Annotated in this window: 15 protein-coding genes; 11 read left to right on the plus strand and 4 right to left on the minus strand. The window is 65.6% G+C overall.

The features are described from left to right. Positions 1 to 84: 84 nt before the first annotated feature. Entirely contained in the window at positions 85 to 2,682 is a 2,598-nt protein-coding gene (locus tag L0962_RS07520) for a bifunctional aconitate hydratase 2/2-methylisocitrate dehydratase (protein ID WP_234085737.1), read from the minus strand. A gap of 333 nt (positions 2,683 to 3,015) precedes the next feature. On the opposite strand from L0962_RS07520, the gene tal reads away from it, so the two are divergent. The 3 genes from tal to L0962_RS07535 all read left to right on the plus strand — a co-directional run bounded on the left by tal (position 3,016) and on the right by L0962_RS07535 (position 9,013). Beyond that, positions 3,016 to 4,053 carry a transaldolase gene (tal, locus tag L0962_RS07525; RefSeq protein ID WP_234085738.1) on the plus strand — a complete coding sequence of 346 codons (1,038 nt, stop codon included), beginning with the start codon at positions 3,016 to 3,018 and terminating at the stop codon, positions 4,051 to 4,053. Positions 4,054 to 4,060: 7 nt separating this feature from the next. Beyond that, positions 4,061 to 7,291: an ABC transporter substrate-binding protein gene (locus L0962_RS07530; RefSeq protein WP_234085739.1), complete on the plus strand. Its 3,231-nt coding sequence runs from the start codon at positions 4,061 to 4,063 to the stop codon at positions 7,289 to 7,291. A gap of 69 nt (positions 7,292 to 7,360) precedes the next feature. Then, entirely contained in the window at positions 7,361 to 9,013 is a 1,653-nt protein-coding gene (locus L0962_RS07535; protein ID WP_234085740.1) for a diguanylate cyclase, read from the plus strand. Here L0962_RS07535 and L0962_RS07540 read toward each other — a convergent pair. Genes L0962_RS07540 through L0962_RS07550 form a run of 3 tightly spaced genes read right to left on the minus strand, consistent with a single transcriptional unit; the run spans position 9,010 to position 11,011 of the window. Further along, on the minus strand, positions 9,010 to 9,324 hold the full coding sequence (locus tag L0962_RS07540; RefSeq protein ID WP_234085741.1) for a YkgJ family cysteine cluster protein: 315 nt from the start codon (positions 9,322 to 9,324) through the stop codon (positions 9,010 to 9,012). The two genes, L0962_RS07535 and L0962_RS07540, sit on opposite strands and share 4 nt — an antisense overlap. 10 nt (positions 9,325 to 9,334) lie before the next feature. Continuing rightward, positions 9,335 to 10,000 (minus strand): tRNA (guanosine(46)-N(7))-methyltransferase TrmB, encoded by a 666-nt coding sequence (locus L0962_RS07545; RefSeq protein WP_234085742.1) that lies wholly within the window; start codon positions 9,998 to 10,000, stop codon positions 9,335 to 9,337. 3 nt (positions 10,001 to 10,003) lie between these two features. Continuing rightward, a complete protein-coding gene (locus L0962_RS07550) occupies positions 10,004 to 11,011 on the minus strand; it encodes a tRNA-dihydrouridine synthase (protein WP_234085743.1) in 1,008 nt (335 codons plus the stop codon). Positions 11,012 to 11,160: 149 nt separating this feature from the next. Between L0962_RS07550 and L0962_RS07555 the strand changes: the two genes are divergently transcribed. The 8 genes from L0962_RS07555 to L0962_RS07590 all read left to right on the plus strand — a co-directional run bounded on the left by L0962_RS07555 (position 11,161) and on the right by L0962_RS07590 (position 16,406). Continuing rightward, entirely contained in the window at positions 11,161 to 11,883 is a 723-nt protein-coding gene (locus L0962_RS07555; RefSeq protein ID WP_234085744.1) for a hypothetical protein, read from the plus strand. Between the two features lie 4 nt (positions 11,884 to 11,887). Then, the gene (locus L0962_RS07560) at positions 11,888 to 12,319 is read left to right on the plus strand and encodes a putative toxin-antitoxin system toxin component, PIN family (protein WP_234085745.1); all 432 of its coding nucleotides are present in this window, start codon (positions 11,888 to 11,890) and stop codon (positions 12,317 to 12,319) included. 263 nt (positions 12,320 to 12,582) lie between these two features. After that, positions 12,583 to 13,056 carry a Dps family protein gene (locus tag L0962_RS07565; RefSeq protein WP_234086222.1) on the plus strand — a complete coding sequence of 158 codons (474 nt, stop codon included), beginning with the start codon at positions 12,583 to 12,585 and terminating at the stop codon, positions 13,054 to 13,056. A gap of 88 nt (positions 13,057 to 13,144) precedes the next feature. Beyond that, positions 13,145 to 13,630 (plus strand): acyl-CoA thioesterase, encoded by a 486-nt coding sequence (locus tag L0962_RS07570; protein WP_234085746.1) that lies wholly within the window; start codon positions 13,145 to 13,147, stop codon positions 13,628 to 13,630. Positions 13,631 to 13,695: 65 nt separating this feature from the next. Beyond that, positions 13,696 to 14,232, plus strand: a complete 537-nt coding sequence (locus L0962_RS07575) for a GbsR/MarR family transcriptional regulator (protein WP_234085747.1) — start codon at positions 13,696 to 13,698, stop codon at positions 14,230 to 14,232. 91 nt (positions 14,233 to 14,323) lie between these two features. After that, entirely contained in the window at positions 14,324 to 14,710 is a 387-nt protein-coding gene (locus tag L0962_RS07580; RefSeq protein WP_234085748.1) for a hypothetical protein, read from the plus strand. After that, complete coding sequence (locus L0962_RS07585; RefSeq protein WP_234085749.1) at positions 14,698 to 15,939, plus strand: SDR family oxidoreductase; 1,242 nt, start codon at positions 14,698 to 14,700, stop codon at positions 15,937 to 15,939. The genes L0962_RS07580 and L0962_RS07585 overlap by 13 nt, the downstream gene beginning before the upstream one ends. After that, positions 15,936 to 16,406, plus strand: coding sequence for a DUF2269 domain-containing protein (locus L0962_RS07590; protein ID WP_234085750.1), 471 nt, complete (start codon positions 15,936 to 15,938; stop codon positions 16,404 to 16,406). The genes L0962_RS07585 and L0962_RS07590 overlap by 4 nt, the downstream gene beginning before the upstream one ends. Positions 16,407 to 16,427 lie beyond the last annotated feature (21 nt).

Consider the following 16,427-nt stretch of genomic DNA (forward strand, 5'->3'; position numbering starts at 1 on the left):
TCCAGAACAAAGCCCCCGCCGGTTTCCCGACAGGGGCTTTCATGTTGCTGCGGTCGACCGGCAAAACCGGCCGATTTTCGCAAATTACATCTCGACCGTCTCTGCCACTTCCACGAACTCCGGAATCTGGTCGAAGTTCATGTAGCGATAGACTTCACCGGCCTTGGCATTGACCAGCTTGATCTGCTCCATGTACTCCGGCACCGTCACGATCCGGCCGGCCAGGGCGCACATCGCCGCCAGTTCGGCGGAGCCGAGGTAGACGCGGGTGTCGATGCCGAGACGGTTCGGGAAGTTGCGGGTCGAGGTGGAAATCGCCGTCGAGCCCTTGCGGATCTGTGCCTGGTTACCCATGCACAGCGAGCAGCCCGGCATTTCCATGCGGGCGCCGGACTTGCCGAGCACGCCGTAGTAGCCTTCTTCGGTCAGGATCAGCGCGTCCATCTTGGTCGGCGGGGCGATCCACAGGCGGGTCGGGATGTCGGCCTTGCCTTCGAGGACCTTGCCGGCGGCACGGAAGTGGCCGATGTTGGTCATGCACGAACCGATGAAGACTTCGTCGATCTTGTCGCCGGCGACTTCGGACAGCAGCTTGACGTCGTCCGGGTCGTTCGGGCAGGCCAGGATCGGCTCGGTGACTTCGGCCAGGTCGATCTCGATGACAGCAGCGTACTGGGCGCCGGCGTCACCCTTGAGCAGCGTGCCGTTGGCGATCCAGTCTTCCATCGACTTGATGCGGCGCTTCAGCGTACGGGCATCCTGATAGCCTTCGGCGATCATCCACTTCATCAGCGTGATGTTCGAACGCATGTACTCGACGATCGGCTCCTTGTTCAGGGCGACCGTACAGGCGGCGGCGGAACGCTCGGCGGCAGCGTCGGAGAGCTCGAAGGCTTGCTCGACCTTGAGGTCCGGCAGGCCTTCGATTTCCAGGATGCGGCCGGAGAAGACGTTCTTCTTGCCCTTCTTCTCGACGGTCAGCAGGCCGGCCTTGATCGCGTAGTACGGGATGGCATTGACCAGGTCGCGCAGGGTGATGCCGTCCTGCATCTTGCCCTTGAAGCGGACCAGCACGGATTCCGGCATGTCCAGCGGCATGACGCCGGTGGCGGCGGCAAAGGCGACCAGACCGGAACCGGCGGGGAAGGAGATGCCGATCGGGAAACGGGTGTGCGAGTCACCGCCGGTACCGACGGTATCCGGCAGCAGCAGGCGGTTCAGCCAGGAGTGGATGACGCCGTCGCCCGGACGCAGCGAGACGCCGCCACGGGTGCTGATGAAGGACGGCAGTTCGCGGTGCATGCGCACGTCGACCAGCTTCGGATAGGCGGCGGTGTGGCAGAAGGACTGCATGACCAGGTCGGCGGAGAAGCCGAGGCAGGCCAGATCCTTCAGTTCGTCGCGGGTCATCGGGCCGGTGGTGTCTTGCGAGCCGACGGTGGTCATCTTCGGTTCGCAGTAGGTGCCCGGCAGAATGCCCTTGCCTTCCGGCAGGCCACAGGCGCGACCAACCATCTTCTGGGCCAGCGAGTAGCCGGTGCCCGGATCATTCGGCTGCTGCGGCAGACGGAACAGGGTCGAGGCCGGCAGGCCGAGGGCTTCACGCGCCTTGGTCGTCAGGCCGCGGCCGATGATCAGCGGAATGCGGCCGCCCGCGCGGACTTCGTCGAGGATGACCAGGGTCTTCAGTTGCGATTCGGCGATCACGGTACCGTTCTTGAGGGCGGTGACCTTGCCGGTGGCGCCATCGACCTTCAGTTCGATCTCGTCGCCCATGTCCATCTGGCCGGCGTCGATTTCGATCGGCAGGGCGCCGGCATCTTCCATCGTGTTGAAGAAGATCGGCGCGATCTTGGAACCGAGGCAGACGCCGCCGAAGCGCTTGTTCGGCACGTAGGGAATGTCTTCGCCGGTGAACCACAGCACGGAGTTGGTGGCGGACTTGCGGGAAGAACCGGTACCGACCACGTCACCGACGTAGGCGATCAGGTTGCCCTTGGCGGCCAGCTTTTCCAGTTGCTTGATCGGGCCGCGCGAACCCGGCTCGTCGGCTTCGATACCCGGACGCGGGTTCTTCAGCATGGCCAGCGCGTGCAGCGGGATGTCGGGACGCGACCAGGCGTCCGGTGCGGGCGACAGGTCGTCGGTGTTGGTTTCGCCGGTGACCTTGAAGACGGTCAGCTTTTGCGAAGCCGGCACTTCCGGACGCGAGGTGAACCACTCGGCGTCGGCCCACGACTGCATGACCGCCTTGGCGTTGGCGTTGCCGCCCTTGGCCAGCTCGGCGACGTCGTGGAAATAATCGAACACCAGCAGGGTCTTCTTCAGGCCTTCGGCGGCGACGGTGCCGCAGGTCGGGCAGGCGAGCAGGTCGATCAGCGGCTTGACGTTGTAACCGCCGAGCATGGTGCCGAGCAGTTCGGTGGCCTTTTCCTTGGAAATCAGCGCACAGGCTTGTTCACCCTTGGCCACCTTGGCCAGGAATTCGGCCTTGACCTTGGCGGCATCATCGACACCGGCCGGCACACGGAAGGTCAGCAGTTCGACCAGAAAGGCTTCTTCGCCGGCGGGCGGATTCTTCAACAGGGCGACCAGTTCGGTGGTCTGTTGCTTGGACAGCGGCAGCGGGGGGATACCGAGGGCTGCACGCTCGGCAACGTGTGCGCGGTAGGCTTCAAGCACGGCGACTTCCTTTCGTAAAGGGTTGCTCTAGGGGATAAAACGGTATTTTACGACAACGGCGACGGCCGGATGGTTCGGAAAATCGCCGATCCGCTCCGGCTCGCGCAAGTCTTATATATTTTATATGTTAGTTCACTGCAGCGCCACCGCTGCCTGCGGTCGACGAGGCAATTTGCCCAAAAATTGAGCGTCGACCGCAAAACCCTTACCGGACAGACCTTTGGCACCGCTGTCCCGAGCTTATCCACAGGCTTGTCCGACCGAAACGGGGATAAATGTCCTTTATGCACACAGGCTGCTAGACTGAGGGTTTCGTCCTAACTTTCCAAAAGCATGTCCCGAATTTCCGCCATTGCCGCCCTGGGCCAGCAGATCTGGCTCGACAATCTGTCCCGCCAGCTGATCGATTCGGGCGAACTTGCACACTGGATCGCCGACGACGCCATCGCCGGCGTCACCTCGAACCCGGCGATCTTCTTCAATGCGATCCGCAACGATCCGGCCTACCAGACGGCAACAGCCGCGCTCAAGGACAGTCCGCTCGATGCCGAACGCCGCTTCGAGGCACTCGCGCTGCCCGATGTCCGACGGGCCTGTGACCTGTTCCTGCCGCAATACGAGCGCAGCGAAGGTCGTGCCGGTTTCGTCAGCTTCGAAGTCTCGCCGACGCTGGCCAGCGATGCCGCCGGCACCCTTGCCGCGGCCCGCCGCCTGTGGGCGGAAATCGGCCGGCCGAACGCGATGATCAAGATTCCGGCGACCGCCGCCGGTTTGGAGGCAATCGCCGGCGCGATCGCCGACGGCATCAACGTCAATGTCACGCTGATTTTTTCGCCAGCGCAGCTGGCGGACGTTCAGGCGGCCTATCGCCGCGGCATCGAACAGCGTTTTTCGGCCGGCAAGCCGGTCGACCGCATCGCCTCGGTGGCCAGCGTCTTCATCAGCCGGCTGGATAGCCTGCTCGACCCGCGGCTGCCGGCCGAACTGCAGGGGAAGACGGCAATCGCCATGGCCCGCCGGGCCTACGCCGACTGGCAGATGCTGCCGCCGCTGCCCGGCAGTGCCCGCCAGCAGATGCTGCTGTGGGCGTCGACATCGTCGAAGAACCCGGCCTACCGCGACGTCGTCTATGTCGAACAATTGATCGGCGACGGCACGGTCAATACCGTTCCCGACGCCACGCTGGCAGCCTTCCGCGACCACGGCGAAGCGGCAGCCACGCTCGGCCTCGGCCCGGCTGACACCGAAGCCCAACTGGCCGGCATTGCCGCACTCGGCATCGAGCTCGACAGCGTCGGCGACGAGCTCCAGGCAGCCGGACTCCGGCAGTTCGACGAAGCCTTCGCCAAGCTGCTCGAACTCGTCCGCTGAACGCATCGTGACCGCCACCGTCCGCCACCGCATTGCCAGCCGCCTGCAGGGGCTCGTGCTGGCCATGCTGCTGGCGCCGACGCTGGTCATGGCGGCGGACAAGATCGCGCTGCAGCTCAAATGGACGCACGCCTTCCAGTTCGCCGGTTATTACGCCGCCCAGGCCCAGGGTTACTACGCGCAGGCCGGCCTCGACGTGGACATCGTCGAAGCCGCTCCCGAAACCGATGTGGTGAGGCGCGTCGTGCACGGCGAGGCGAATTTTGGCGTCGGCGCCAGCAGCCTGATCCTGGATCGCCATGCCGGCCAACCGGTGGTCGTGCTGGCGGCCATCTTCCAGCATTCGCCACAGGTCATCGTCGCCCGCCGCGGCGCAGACCTGCAAAGCATCCACGATCTGGCCGGCAAGCGCCTGATGCTGGAAAAGCAGACGGAAGAGCTGAGCGCCTATCTCAAGCGAGAGGGCGTTCCCCCCGCGTCGCTGCAACGTCTGCCGCACAGCTTCAACCCGCAGGACATGATCGACGGCAAGGTCGACGCGATGTCGGCTTATCAGACCAACGAACCCTTCGTGCTTGACCGCCAGGGTTTTTCCTATCTGCTGCTGACGCCGCGCTCGGTCGGCATCGATTTTTACGGCGACAACCTATTCACCAGCGAACGGGAGTTGCGCGACCATCCGCAACGGACCCAGGCCTTCGTGCAGGCCAGCCTGCGCGGCTGGGAATACGCATTGGCCCACCCGGACGAAATCATCGAACTGATCCGGCAACGCAAACCGGCCGGCCCCAGCCGCGAACATCTGGCCTTCGAAGCGGAACAGAGCCTGCCGCTGATCCGGCCCGACCTCGTGCCGATCGGTTACATGCATCCCGGGCGCTGGCGGCATATTGCCAACGTCTATGCCGAACTCGGCATGCTGCCGGCGGACGTATCGCTGGAAGGCTTTCTCCCGGAAGAGAGCGAAACGCACGACTGGGATCGCTATCTGATGCCGCTCGCACTGGCACTGATCGCGCTGGTCGCCCTGGCCGGTATTGCCTTCAACACGCACCGCCTGAATACCCGCCTGCGTCGGAGTCAGAGTGAACTGGCCGAACGCGGCCGGGAACTGCTGTTGCAGAACCGCGTGCTGCACCTGTTGAACCGGGGCGCCTCGCTGCCCGAAGTGCTGGACAACCTGGCACGCGAAGTCGAGCAGCAGCGATCCGGCGTGCTGTGCTCCATCCTGCTGCTCGATCCGACGGGAAGATTCGTCCGCCACGGCGCCGCACCGAGCCTCCCGGATTTCTACATCGAGGCGATCGACGGCCTTGCCATCGGCGATCAGGTCGGCTCCTGCGGCACCGCCGCCTGGCGCGACGAACGGGTCGTCGTCGAAGACATCCGCAGCCATCCCTACTGGCAGAATTTCATTGAACTGGCCGAGCGGGCCGGCCTTCGGGCCTGCTGGTCGCAGCCCTTCCACGGACGCGATGGCAAGGTCATCGGCACCTTTGCGCTTTATCACCGTAGCCCGGCCACACCCAGTCCGCGGGAAATCGAACAGATCGAAAGCTACGCCCGACTGGCCGAACTGGCCGTCGAACGCTCGCGCTCCGACGATGCCCTGCGACTTGCCGAAGCCCGCTACCGGCTGATTTCCGAAAACAGCAACGACGTGATCTGGGTGCTCGAACTGCCGGCATTGCGTTTCAGCTACCTCAGCCCGTCGGTGGCCAGGCTGCGCGGCTGGACTGCGCAAGAAATCATGGATCGGCCGATGAGCGAGTCGCTGACGCCGGAGTCGGCGGAGAAGGTGGGACAGATGCTGCGCGAAACGCTCGCCGAGATCGCTGCCGGCGCCCCGGGGCCTCATACCCGGACACTGGAGGTCGAGCAGCCCTGCCGGGACGGCAGCATCGTTCCCACCGAAGTCGTCGCCAGTGTCCTGCTCGATGGCGACGGCAAACCCGCTCACGTTCTCGGCATCACCCGCGACATCTCCGAACGCCGGCGCAACGAAGAGGAACTGGCCCGCTACCGGGGCGAACTGGAACGGCGCGTCGACGAACGCACCCGCGAACTCTCGGTGGCCAAGGAAGCCGCGGAAACGGCAAGCCGGGCGAAAAGCACCTTCCTGGCGACGATGAGCCACGAACTGCGTACGCCGATGAACGCCATCCTCGGCATGACCGACCTCGCCCTGCGCCGCGCCACCGACCGCAAGCAACAGGACCAGCTCGGCAAGGCCGCCGATGCCGCCCGCCACCTGCTGGCGATCATCAACGACATTCTCGACCTGTCGCGGATCGAAGCCGAAAAGATGACGCTCAGCCATGCCGACTTCACGATCGGCGACATGGTCGATGGCCTGCAGCGCCTGATCGAGCAGCTTGCGGTCGACAAGGGACTGCGCCTGAAATTCGACATTGCCGGCGAAACCCGCGCCAGACGCGTACGCGGCGACGCACAGCGGATTGCGCAGATCCTGCTCAACCTGTGCGGCAACGCCATCAAGTTCACCGAACAGGGCTGCGTCACGCTGGCCCTGACACTGGCCGAAGACGACGGGGCAACGATCCTGCGCGGCGAAGTCAGCGACACCGGCATCGGCATTTCGCCGGGCATGCAGCAGCAGCTGTTCCAGCCCTTCGTACAGGCCGACGGTTCGCTGACCCGTCAGCACGGCGGCAGCGGCCTCGGGCTGGCGATCAGCAAACGCCTGATCGAACTGATGGACGGCCACATCACACTGGACAGCGAACCCGGTCGCGGCAGCCGGTTCACCTTCGAAATCCGATTGCAGGCCCCGCAGTCTGCCGCGGCCCCCGAAAACGCCATCGACCACGAGGCCGAAATCCAGCGCCGCTTTGCCGGCCGACGCATTCTGCTGGCCGAAGACGAACCGGTGAACCGCGAAGTGTTCCGCGAACTGCTGTCCGAAACCGGGCTGATCGTCGATACCGCCGAAGACGGCCGGCAGGCCGTCGACATGGCGAGCACCGGTGGCTACTCGCTGATCCTGATGGACATGCAGATGCCGAACCTCAACGGGCTCGAAGCGACGCGCGCGATCCGCGCCCTGCCGGGCCTGGCCGAGCTGCCGATCGTTGCGATGACCGCCAACGCCTTCGCCGAAGATCGCCAGCGCTGCCTCGACGCCGGCATGGACGACCATATCGGCAAACCGGTCGCGCCGGACAAACTGTTCGCCAGCATCCATCACTGGCTGGCGCACCGGCACCGTAGAGGCTGACCGGCGGCCGACTGTATCATTTTTGTTATTTCCCTATAATGGCAGCAAGTTCCCGCCGGAAGCGCCGCCATGCCCCTGACCTCTGACAGTTTCCGCCTTCGCCTGGTCCTGCTCTTCGGCGGCCTGTCGATCGCCTTCATGCTCGGCATCACGCTGTACATCAATCGCGTCGCGACGGCGCACATCATCGAGGATGGCGAAGAGCGCCTGCGCAATCTGGCTTTCAACGTCGCGCTCGTCGTCGAAAACAACCTCGAGGAACGGCAGCGGGAAATTCACCTGCTCAGCCACAGCTTGCCGAAACCGGGGCAGCGCCTCGAAAACGACAACATCCGCCGCATGCTGGCGCTGGCCAAGAAAGCCTACCGACACTACGCCTGGATCGGCCTGACCGATGCCGACGGCGTCGTTCGGGTGGCTGCCGACGGCATGCTCGAAGGCGTCGATGCCTCCCGGCGTGACTGGTTCGCGCAGAGCCGGACAGGCGACTTCATCGGTGACGTGCACGAAGCCGTACTGCTGGCCAAGAAACTGCCGGCCCCGGCACCCGGCGAACCGCTGCGCTTCGTCGACTTCGCCTCGCCGGTACATGACGAGGCCGGACGTTTCCTCGGCGTCGTGGCATCGCATGCCCATTGGCGCTGGGTAGACGAGGTCATCCACCAGATTCTGCCGGCCGATGCCGAACAGAACGGAATCGAAGTGCTGATCGCCAATCCGCAGGGCAAGATCCTCTATCCGTTCAAGGCGGTAAATGAAGCGCACCTGCCGGACCCGCTGCGCCAGGATCCCCGGCTGACGCGCTTCCACTGGCCCGAAAACGGCGATTACATGATCGGCATGCAGCGCATCGACAGCGAACCGGGCTGGTTGATCATCGTCCGCCAATCGGCCGATCTGGCGCTCGCCCCGGTCACCCGGCTGCACTACAGCCTGCTGATCATCGGGGTGGCCGTCGCCTTGCTGTTCATGATCCTCGCCTACTGGATCGCCATCACCTTGAGCCGACCGCTCGAACGCCTGGCCCAGGTCGCCCAGGCCATCGAGCATGACGACGAAAGCGGCAGTTTTGCGGTCGACTGCCGTTTACGTGAAATTCGCACGCTGGCCGATTCGCTGCGCGACATGTTCTCCCACTTGCGGGCATCGAAAAAAGCACTGCAGGAAGCCAACGCCTCGCTGGAAGAAAAGGTCGACCGGCGGACGCGCGAACTGCGCGAAGCCAACCTGGCGCTCGAACAACTGGCCCGCCACGACACGCTGACCGGCCTGCACAACCGGCTGGCCGCCAACGAGCGCCTGCGCAGCGAGTTCCAGCGCAGCCGTCGGAGCCAGCAGGAAGAAGCCCTGCTGGTCATCGACGTGGACCATTTCAAGCGGGTCAACGATACCTGGGGACACGAAACCGGCGATCAGGTGCTGATCCACATCGCCGATCAGCTGAAAGCCTCGGCACGGCAGACTGATTTCGTCGCCCGGCTGGGCGGCGAGGAGTTTCTGGCGATCCTGCCGGACACTTCGCCGGCAGGGGCGATGATCGTCGCCGAAAAAATCCGCGCCGGCATTGCCGATTCGACGGCACCGACCGTCGGCCGGGTCACCGTCAGCATCGGGGTCGGCATCGTCGAAGCGGACGACAAGGACGAGGACGATGCGCTACGCCGCGCCGATCAGGCGCTTTACCGGGCCAAGGGCGGCGGCCGCAACTGCGTGATGCGCTAGCAGGGCGGCAGGCCGCACTGCCGGCGGGCCCGGTTGCAGGCCGGATGTTCGACATCGAATTCCCGGCATGGCGACGGTCGACCGTCGTAGATCGTGCATTTCACTGCCACGCCGACTTCGCCGTCGAGCGCAGCGCAACGCGGCGTCGGGCTGTCGGTGCCGCGCATGCGGACGATGGCCGGCGTCACCGGCACGGTCAGTGCGACCGGCACGCCGTCGCCCCAGGCAAAAGCGCCGCCGGCCAGTTCGGCCGGGTGAAAATCGACGCGCAGGCTGGCACAGCAGGCGCCGCAGGTCTGGCAAACGCTCATCGGCCGGCCGTCATCCCAGATCGACCCGGCAGCGCCACAGCTCGTGCCCGGAAGCCAGATACTTTTTCTCGAACGGGGTCAGCGGATCGTCGGTGACATAAGCTTCGGCGCAGACTTCGCGAGCGCTCAGCCAGCCGAGCGCCAAAGCCATTTCCTCGATATAGATGCGCCAGTTGCTGCGACATTCGACGATGCCGCCCAGTTCGCGCCAGACCGGAAATACCGCATGCCCATGCCAGCGCCGCGCCAGATGGCCGATCTTCGGCCACGGATTCGGATACAGGTTGTAATGGCGCGCCAGCCGGATGCCCTGGGCGGCCAGCAGACGCCAGACATCGACCAGATCGGCGCGGATCAGCACGGCGTTGGCCGGCAGCGCCGCCGGTTTGCCGCGTTCGATGCGGTCGACCGACTGATCGACGCCAAAAACGAAATGCTCGGGAAAAGCGGCGGCCAGCCGCAGCGTGCTCCAGCCGACGCCGCAACCGGCGTCGAGAATCAGCGGCGCGGCCGGATTCCACGCATCGCGCGCCGCCAGCGCCTGGGCCACGGCAAGCCGGTTGTAATCGAGCAGCGGCTTGCGGAAGGGATGCGCCAGATGGCGCTGGAACAAGATCGCCAGATCGGCATGCGGACCGTCCTGGGCGCTGTGGATGAAGCGCGAATTGCCGTCCATCGTTCAGGCGGCCAGCGGCAGCCGGGCCAGCACCCCGGCATCGAGCAGCAAGCGGTCGATGTCCTCGGCTCCCTTGACCGGCCGCAAGCGCTGGTACAGCACCTCGGCCTCGGCGTAATGACGGCGCAGCAGCATCAGCCACTGCTTCAGCCGGCCGCCGGCATGCACCGGCAACACGCGCTGACGCACGCCCAGCCAGAAGATCTCCAGCCACGGCAGCAATTGCCGCCAGCCGGCCGCCCGATCGTCATCGGCTTCGCCGCGGATTCGGCGCGGCAGCAGCGGATCGGCCAGCGCACCGCGGCCGAACATCACGTCGGCACAACCGCTCTCGTCGCGGATGCGCCGCCAGTCGTCGACAGTCCACACCTCGCCGTTGGCGATCACCGGAATGTCGATCGCCGACCGCACGCGGTCGATCTGCGCCCAGCGCGCCGGCGGCCGGTAACCGTCGGCCTTGGTCCGGCCATGCACGATCAGTTCTTCCGCACCGCCCGCCGCGATGGCCTGCGCACAATCGACGGCCAGGCAGACGTCGTCGATGCCCAGCCGCATTTTTGCGGTCAACGGGATGTCGACCGGAATTTCCGCGCGCACCGCAGCGACGATGTCGTGCAGCAGTTGCGGTTCGCCGAGCAGCGCCGAACCGCCGCGATGCTTGAACACCGTCGGCGCCGGACAACCGAAGTTGATGTCTACGCCGGCCGGCCGGTGTTTGACCAGACGGCGCGCGTTGGCCGCCATGAAATGCGGATCGGAACCGAGCAGTTGCACGCGCATCGGTGTCCCGGCCGGCGTCCGGCTAGCGTTGGACAGTTCCGGGCAGGTGCGCAGGAAAGTCCGGTTCGGCAGCACGCTCTCGGTCACCCGGATGAACTCGCAGATGCCCCAGTCGTAACCGCCGATCGCCGTCAGCACGTCGCGCATCAGCGGATCGGCAAGGCCCTCCATCGGCGCGAGCAGCAGGCGGCCGGCAGGCAATGGCGGGGGAAAGGAACGGGAATCGGACATCGAAACGCGGCAAATCGCTGAAAAGGCGCGCATTATCGCGCGCTTTGCCATGGATTGCGCGACACCGCGCGAGCCGCGACAATCACGCCTCACCGCCCTTGCCGCCCCGCCCCGCCGAAATGCCCGCCAGCCCGCACGATTCCGCCCCGATGCCCGATACCTTCCACCGCCTGTTCGCGCTGCCCGGCGAAACCGACCGCGGCGACACGCTGCCCCGCTACGACGCGGCCGGCAACGTCCGCACCCTGCAGATCGTGCTGCATGACAGTCGCCACTGGCCGGAGATCGCCGCGCTGCTCGCCGGCCTCGCCCAACTCGACCTGCCGCTGCCCGCCGTCTCGGTCGAGGCGGAAGGCGGTTACGCCCTGTGGTTCGCGCTGGCCGACCCGGTTCCCGCCGAACGCGCCGGGCATTTTCTCCATGCCCTGCGGCGCCGTTTTCTTGCTGAAATTCCGGTCGACCGCATCGAGCTACTGCCCGGCAACGCCGCCACGCCAACCCTCCGGCGCCTGCCGCGGCAGGTCGGCGAACGCTGGTCGGCCTTCATCGATCCGACGCTCGGCAGCCTGTTCGCCGATGGCGACGGCCTCGACTTCCCGCCCGACCCGGAACGTCAGGCCGGCCTGCTGGCTGCGGTCGACCTCATTTCCAGCGAAAAATTCGAGCGCGCGCTGAATCGTCTGGGGCAACCCGTCAGCCCGATCGCCGATCCGGCCGTCAGCACCGGCGACCTGTTGCCCACCGGCGGCGACTACCGCGATCCGAAAACTTTCCTGTTCGCCGTGATGAACGACCCGCGAGCCGCCGCCGCCCACCGCCTGGCCGCCGCCAGCGCACTGCTCCCCTACTGCCATAAGCCGGCCGGCGACTGACCGCATGCAACGTCTCGTTCTCGACACCAACGTCGTGCTCGACCTGTTCCACTGGGCCAACGTCGATGCCGTACCGATCATGGCCGCCCTCGAAGCCGGCCATATCCGCTGCCTGGTCGATGCCCGCACGCTGGACGAACTGCAACGCGTACTGACCTACCCGCAACTGAAGTTGACGCCGGCGATGATCGAAGAACGCTGGACGCGCTACCGTGCGCTGGTCGAAGTGATCGCCGATGGCGAAGCGCCGCCGCTGCCGCGCTGCAAGGACCCGGACGACCAGAAATTCCTCGAACTCGCCGCACGCAGCGGCGCCGACCTGCTGGTCAGCAAGGACAAGGCCCTGCTCAAGCTGACCGGGCGAACCCGGCTGGCGTTCCGCATCGTGCCGCCGAAAGTCGCCTGTTCGCTGCTCGAAACGCCCATCCCGCGCTGAATTGCGCTATATTTTCGGACGCGACGTACGCGGGCGGCCCTGAGCGGCAGCCCGATCCCGGAACGGCCAGCCGAAGCACGCCAGTGCCGCCCCGCCGACAACTTTCAGGAGAACCGTTGATGACCACCAAGAAGACCAAAGCCGCCAGCACCGTCAAAGCCCCCGTTGCCAAGGCCGTGAAGCCGGCCGCCAAGCCTGCCGCCGCCAAGCCGGCGGTCAAACCGGCAAGCAAGCCCGCCGCCACGAAGACCGTCGCCGCCAAGCTGCCGGCCATCGACATCGGCATTTCCGAAGCCGACCGCAAGAAGATCGTCGCCGGTCTCTCCGCGCTGCTGGCCGACAGCTACACGCTGTACCTGATGACCCACAACTTCCACTGGAACGTGAAGGGCCCGCAGTTCAACAGCCTGCACCTGATGTTCATGGGTCAATACACCGAACAGTGGAACGCCCTCGACCTGATCGCCGAACGCATCCGCGCGCTGGGCTACCCGGCACCGGGCACCTACAAGGAATTCGTCAAACTCGCCTCGATCGCCGAAGTCGAAGGCGTGCCGAGCGCCGACGACATGGTCCGCTACCTGGTCGGCGCCCAGGAAGCCACCGCCCGCACCGCGCGCAAGCTGCTGCCGGTGGTCGATGCAGCCAACGACCAGCCGACCATCGACCTGCTGACCCAACGCCTGGACGTTCACGAAAAGACCGCCTGGATGCTGCGCAGCGTGCTGGATAACTGAGGTTTTCCACGGTCGACCGTAAAACAGGGCGGGAAATCATCCCGCCCTTTTCTTTTCCACCGCTTTTTTCCCGCCAGCCGAAACCGCCATGCACCTTCCCCACCACCAACTCGCCATGACCGTGCTGATGACGCCCGACATGGCCAACTTCTCCGGCAACGTCCACGGCGGCGCCATCCTCAAGCTGCTCGACCAGGTCGCCTACGCCTGCGCCGCCCGCTACGCCGGCCAGTACGTGGTCACCCTGTCGGTCGACCAGGTGATGTTCCGCCAGGCCATCCACGTCGGCGAACTGGTGTCTTTCCTGGCCTCGGTCAACTACACCGGCAATACCTCGATGGAAATCGGCATCAAGGTGATCACCGAGGACATCCAGGGCAAGATCATCCGCCATGCCAATTCGTGTTTCTTCACCATGGTCGCCGTCGACGGCGAAGGCAAGCCAACCGCCGTGCCGCCGCTGATACCGGAAACGCCGGACGAAATCCGCCGCTACCGGGCGGCGCAACTCAGGCGCGAGGTGCGCAAGGAGTTCGAGGCGAAGATGCGGGCGCCGACGCCAGAGGGCACTTGACCAGCCGGTGCAACTTCTAAAATTTCTGCGTTGACAGAAATTACAGACATCACTACATTGCGGTCATGGAACTCAAACCGATCTCCGAACGATTCATCCTCCACTGGGGCGAAATGGGCTCGCGCTGGGGCGTCAACCGCACCGTCGCGCAGATTCATGCCCTGCTCTATCTGGCCGGGCGGCCGATGGAAGCCGAGGAAATCGCCAGCACGCTGGGCGTCGCCCGCTCCAATGTCAGCACCAGCATCAAGGAGCTGCAATCCTGGAAGCTCGTGCGCACGGTGCATCTGAAGGGCGACCGGCGCGACCATTTCGAGACCTCGACCGATGTCTGGGAGCTGTTCCGGCTGATCGTCGAAGGCCGTCGCCAACGCGAGATCGACCCGACCATCGATGTACTCAACGGCTTCCTCAGCAACCCGGACCTGGCCAACGAGGACGAAGGCGCGCAGCAGCGCATCCGCGAGACGCTGGAGTTCATCCAGATCCTCACCACCTGGTCCGACGAAATGCTGCGCCTGAAGCCGGAAACGCTGATGAAGATGCTCGGCATCGGCGCCAAGTTGAGCCAGACCTTCCGCAAGGGCAGCAGCAGCGAATAAACCGCTTTCACCCGGCATGGGCCGTTCTGGCCCATTTTTTTGAAGCATCAATTTCTGTACTTACAGAAATATTCGTAAGAAAGAAAACACCATGGACTCGACCCTGATCTTCCTGCTGCAAGTCTGTCTCGCCCTGCTCGCTGGTGGCCTCGCCGCCTACTACCTGAAAACCGCCCTCACCGGCATCCTGGTCGACCTCTGCGGCACCGTCGGCCGGGCCGATTTCTGGTGGCGGACCAGCGCGATTCTGTTGCTCGGGCTACCCTTGCTGCTCGTCCTCTTTTTCGCCGCCAATCCCGTCTTCAGCGACCCGGCGCTGGCCTTGCGCGACGCCTTCCGGCTCAGCCTGATCGGCGTCCTCGTCGCGGTCGGCCTGCTCTCGCGCCGTATCTGGAAGCACATCCCGACCCCGGTCGCGCTGCCGCAACACGCGACCGGCGTGGAAAGCAACGAAGAGGTGACGCCATGCGCATCCTGATCGCCGGTGCCAGCGGCTTCATCGGCAGCGCGCTGGGCCGGGCGTTGAGCGCCGCCGGCCACCAGGTGCTGCGCGGCGTGCGCCGGCCGCAGGCTGCCAACGAGGTCGCCATCGACTTCGGCCGTCCCGACCCCGCCGCCTGGCAGCAGGCCTTGCGCGGCTGCGACGCCGCCGTCAACGCCGTCGGCATCCTGCGCGAACAGGGCGAGCAGACTTTTTGGGCCCTGCATACGCGTGGACCGCAGGATTTCTTCAGCGCCTGCGTCTCCGCCGGCGTACGCCGCGTCGTGCAGGTTTCGGCGCAGGGCGCGGACCGTGGCGAAGCGCCCTTCCTCGCCAGCAAACGCGCCACCGACGATTTCCTGCGCGAGCTGCCGCTGGAATGGCAGATCGTCCGCCCGGCGCTGGTCTATGGCCAAGCCGGCGCCTCGGCCCGCGCCTTCCGCCTGCTAGCCAGCCTGCCGCTGACGCCGCTGCCACTGGGCGGTAAGCAGCACCTGCACAGTATCCACATCGACGACCTGTGCGCTGAAGTTCTCCGCCTGCTCGACCCGGCGACGCCGGCCGGCCAGTGCCTTGATTTGCGCGGCGGCGAAGCGCTGACACTGCGCGAACTGATCGCCAGCTACCGCCGCAGCCTGGGCTTTGCGCCGGCACCGGTGTTGCCGCTGCCGGGCTGGCTGATGAATGTCGCCGCCCGCGTTGGCGAACATCTGCCCGGCGGCCTGCTCGACACGCAAACCTGGCGCATGCTGCAAAGCGCCGATGCCTACGTCGGCACGCCCTACCCGCCCGACGCCCACCGCCCGGCCCAATTCATCACGCCCGCCGAAGCGCCTCACCTGCGCCAGCAAGCCCTGGCCGGCTGGCGCGCGCCGCTGCTGCGCCTGGCGCTCGCCGCCGTCTGGCTGATCACCGCCTGGGTCAGCCTGTTCGCTTATCCAATCCCCGATAGTCTGGCGCTGCTCGCCCGCACCGGCCTCAGCGGCGCGCCGGCCATGGTCGCGCTGATCGGCGCCGCGCTGCTCGACGCTGCTTTCGGCCTGGCCACGCTGTTCGCCCCTGGCCGCCGCCTGTGGCTGGCGCAGATGGCTTTGATCGCCGGCTATTCGGCTTTGATCGCCGTCTGCCTGCCGGAATTCCTGATCCATCCCTACGGCCCACTCAGCAAGAACCTGCCGATCCTGGCCGTGCTCATCCTGTTGTTTGCCGAGGAGGAAAGACCATGACCACCTACTTCGTTCTCAAGGCCCTGCACATCCTGTCTTCCGTGCTGCTCGTCGGCACCGGCTTCGGCTCGGCCTTCTACCTGTTCTTCACCAACCGCCGCGGCCCGGTCGCCGCCATCGCCACCACCGCCCGCCTGGTGGTCCGCGCCGACTGGTGGTTCACCACGCCAACCGTGCTCTTCCAGCCGATCTCTGGCCTCTGGCTCGCCCACCTCGCCGGCTGGGAATGGACGACACCGTGGATCGTCGCAACGCTGGTGCTCTACGTCATTGCCGGCCTGTGCTGGTTGCCGGTGGTCTGGCTGCAGCTGCGCATGGCCGACATGGCCGAAGCTGCCGCGGCCGCCAACGAGGAACTGCCGCCGCGCTACTGGCGCTACGCCCGGCTCTGGGAACGCCTTGGCTACCCCGCCTTCGTCGCCATGCTCGCCGTTTTCTTCCTGATGGTCCTCAAGCCAGCGCTGTGAACCGCAAGCCGGCCCGTTTAT

It is taken from the genome of Azonexus sp. R2A61 (genome assembly GCF_021401135.1).
GTDB lineage: Bacteria > Pseudomonadota > Gammaproteobacteria > Burkholderiales > Rhodocyclaceae > Azonexus.

Bases quoted from the DNA above. Each gene is read 5' to 3' on its own strand.
- L0962_RS07545 (WP_234085742.1), bottom strand. From the start codon at position 10,000: ATGGACGGCAATTCGCGCTTCATCCACAGCGCCCAGGACGGTCCGCAT.
- L0962_RS07560 (WP_234085745.1), top strand. From the start codon at position 11,888: ATGCAACGTCTCGTTCTCGACACCAACGTCGTGCTCGACCTGTTCCAC.
- L0962_RS07575 (WP_234085747.1), top strand. From the start codon at position 13,696: ATGGAACTCAAACCGATCTCCGAACGATTCATCCTCCACTGGGGCGAA.
- L0962_RS07580 (WP_234085748.1), top strand. From the start codon at position 14,324: ATGGACTCGACCCTGATCTTCCTGCTGCAAGTCTGTCTCGCCCTGCTC.
- L0962_RS07540 (WP_234085741.1), bottom strand. From the start codon at position 9,324: ATGAGCGTTTGCCAGACCTGCGGCGCCTGCTGTGCCAGCCTGCGCGTC.
- L0962_RS07535 (WP_234085740.1), top strand. From the start codon at position 7,361: ATGCCCCTGACCTCTGACAGTTTCCGCCTTCGCCTGGTCCTGCTCTTC.
- L0962_RS07590 (WP_234085750.1), top strand. From the start codon at position 15,936: ATGACCACCTACTTCGTTCTCAAGGCCCTGCACATCCTGTCTTCCGTG.
- L0962_RS07585 (WP_234085749.1), top strand. From the start codon at position 14,698: ATGCGCATCCTGATCGCCGGTGCCAGCGGCTTCATCGGCAGCGCGCTG.
- L0962_RS07555 (WP_234085744.1), top strand. From the start codon at position 11,161: ATGCCCGATACCTTCCACCGCCTGTTCGCGCTGCCCGGCGAAACCGAC.
- L0962_RS07550 (WP_234085743.1), bottom strand. From the start codon at position 11,011: ATGTCCGATTCCCGTTCCTTTCCCCCGCCATTGCCTGCCGGCCGCCTG.
- L0962_RS07570 (WP_234085746.1), top strand. From the start codon at position 13,145: ATGCACCTTCCCCACCACCAACTCGCCATGACCGTGCTGATGACGCCC.
- tal (WP_234085738.1), top strand. From the start codon at position 3,016: ATGTCCCGAATTTCCGCCATTGCCGCCCTGGGCCAGCAGATCTGGCTC.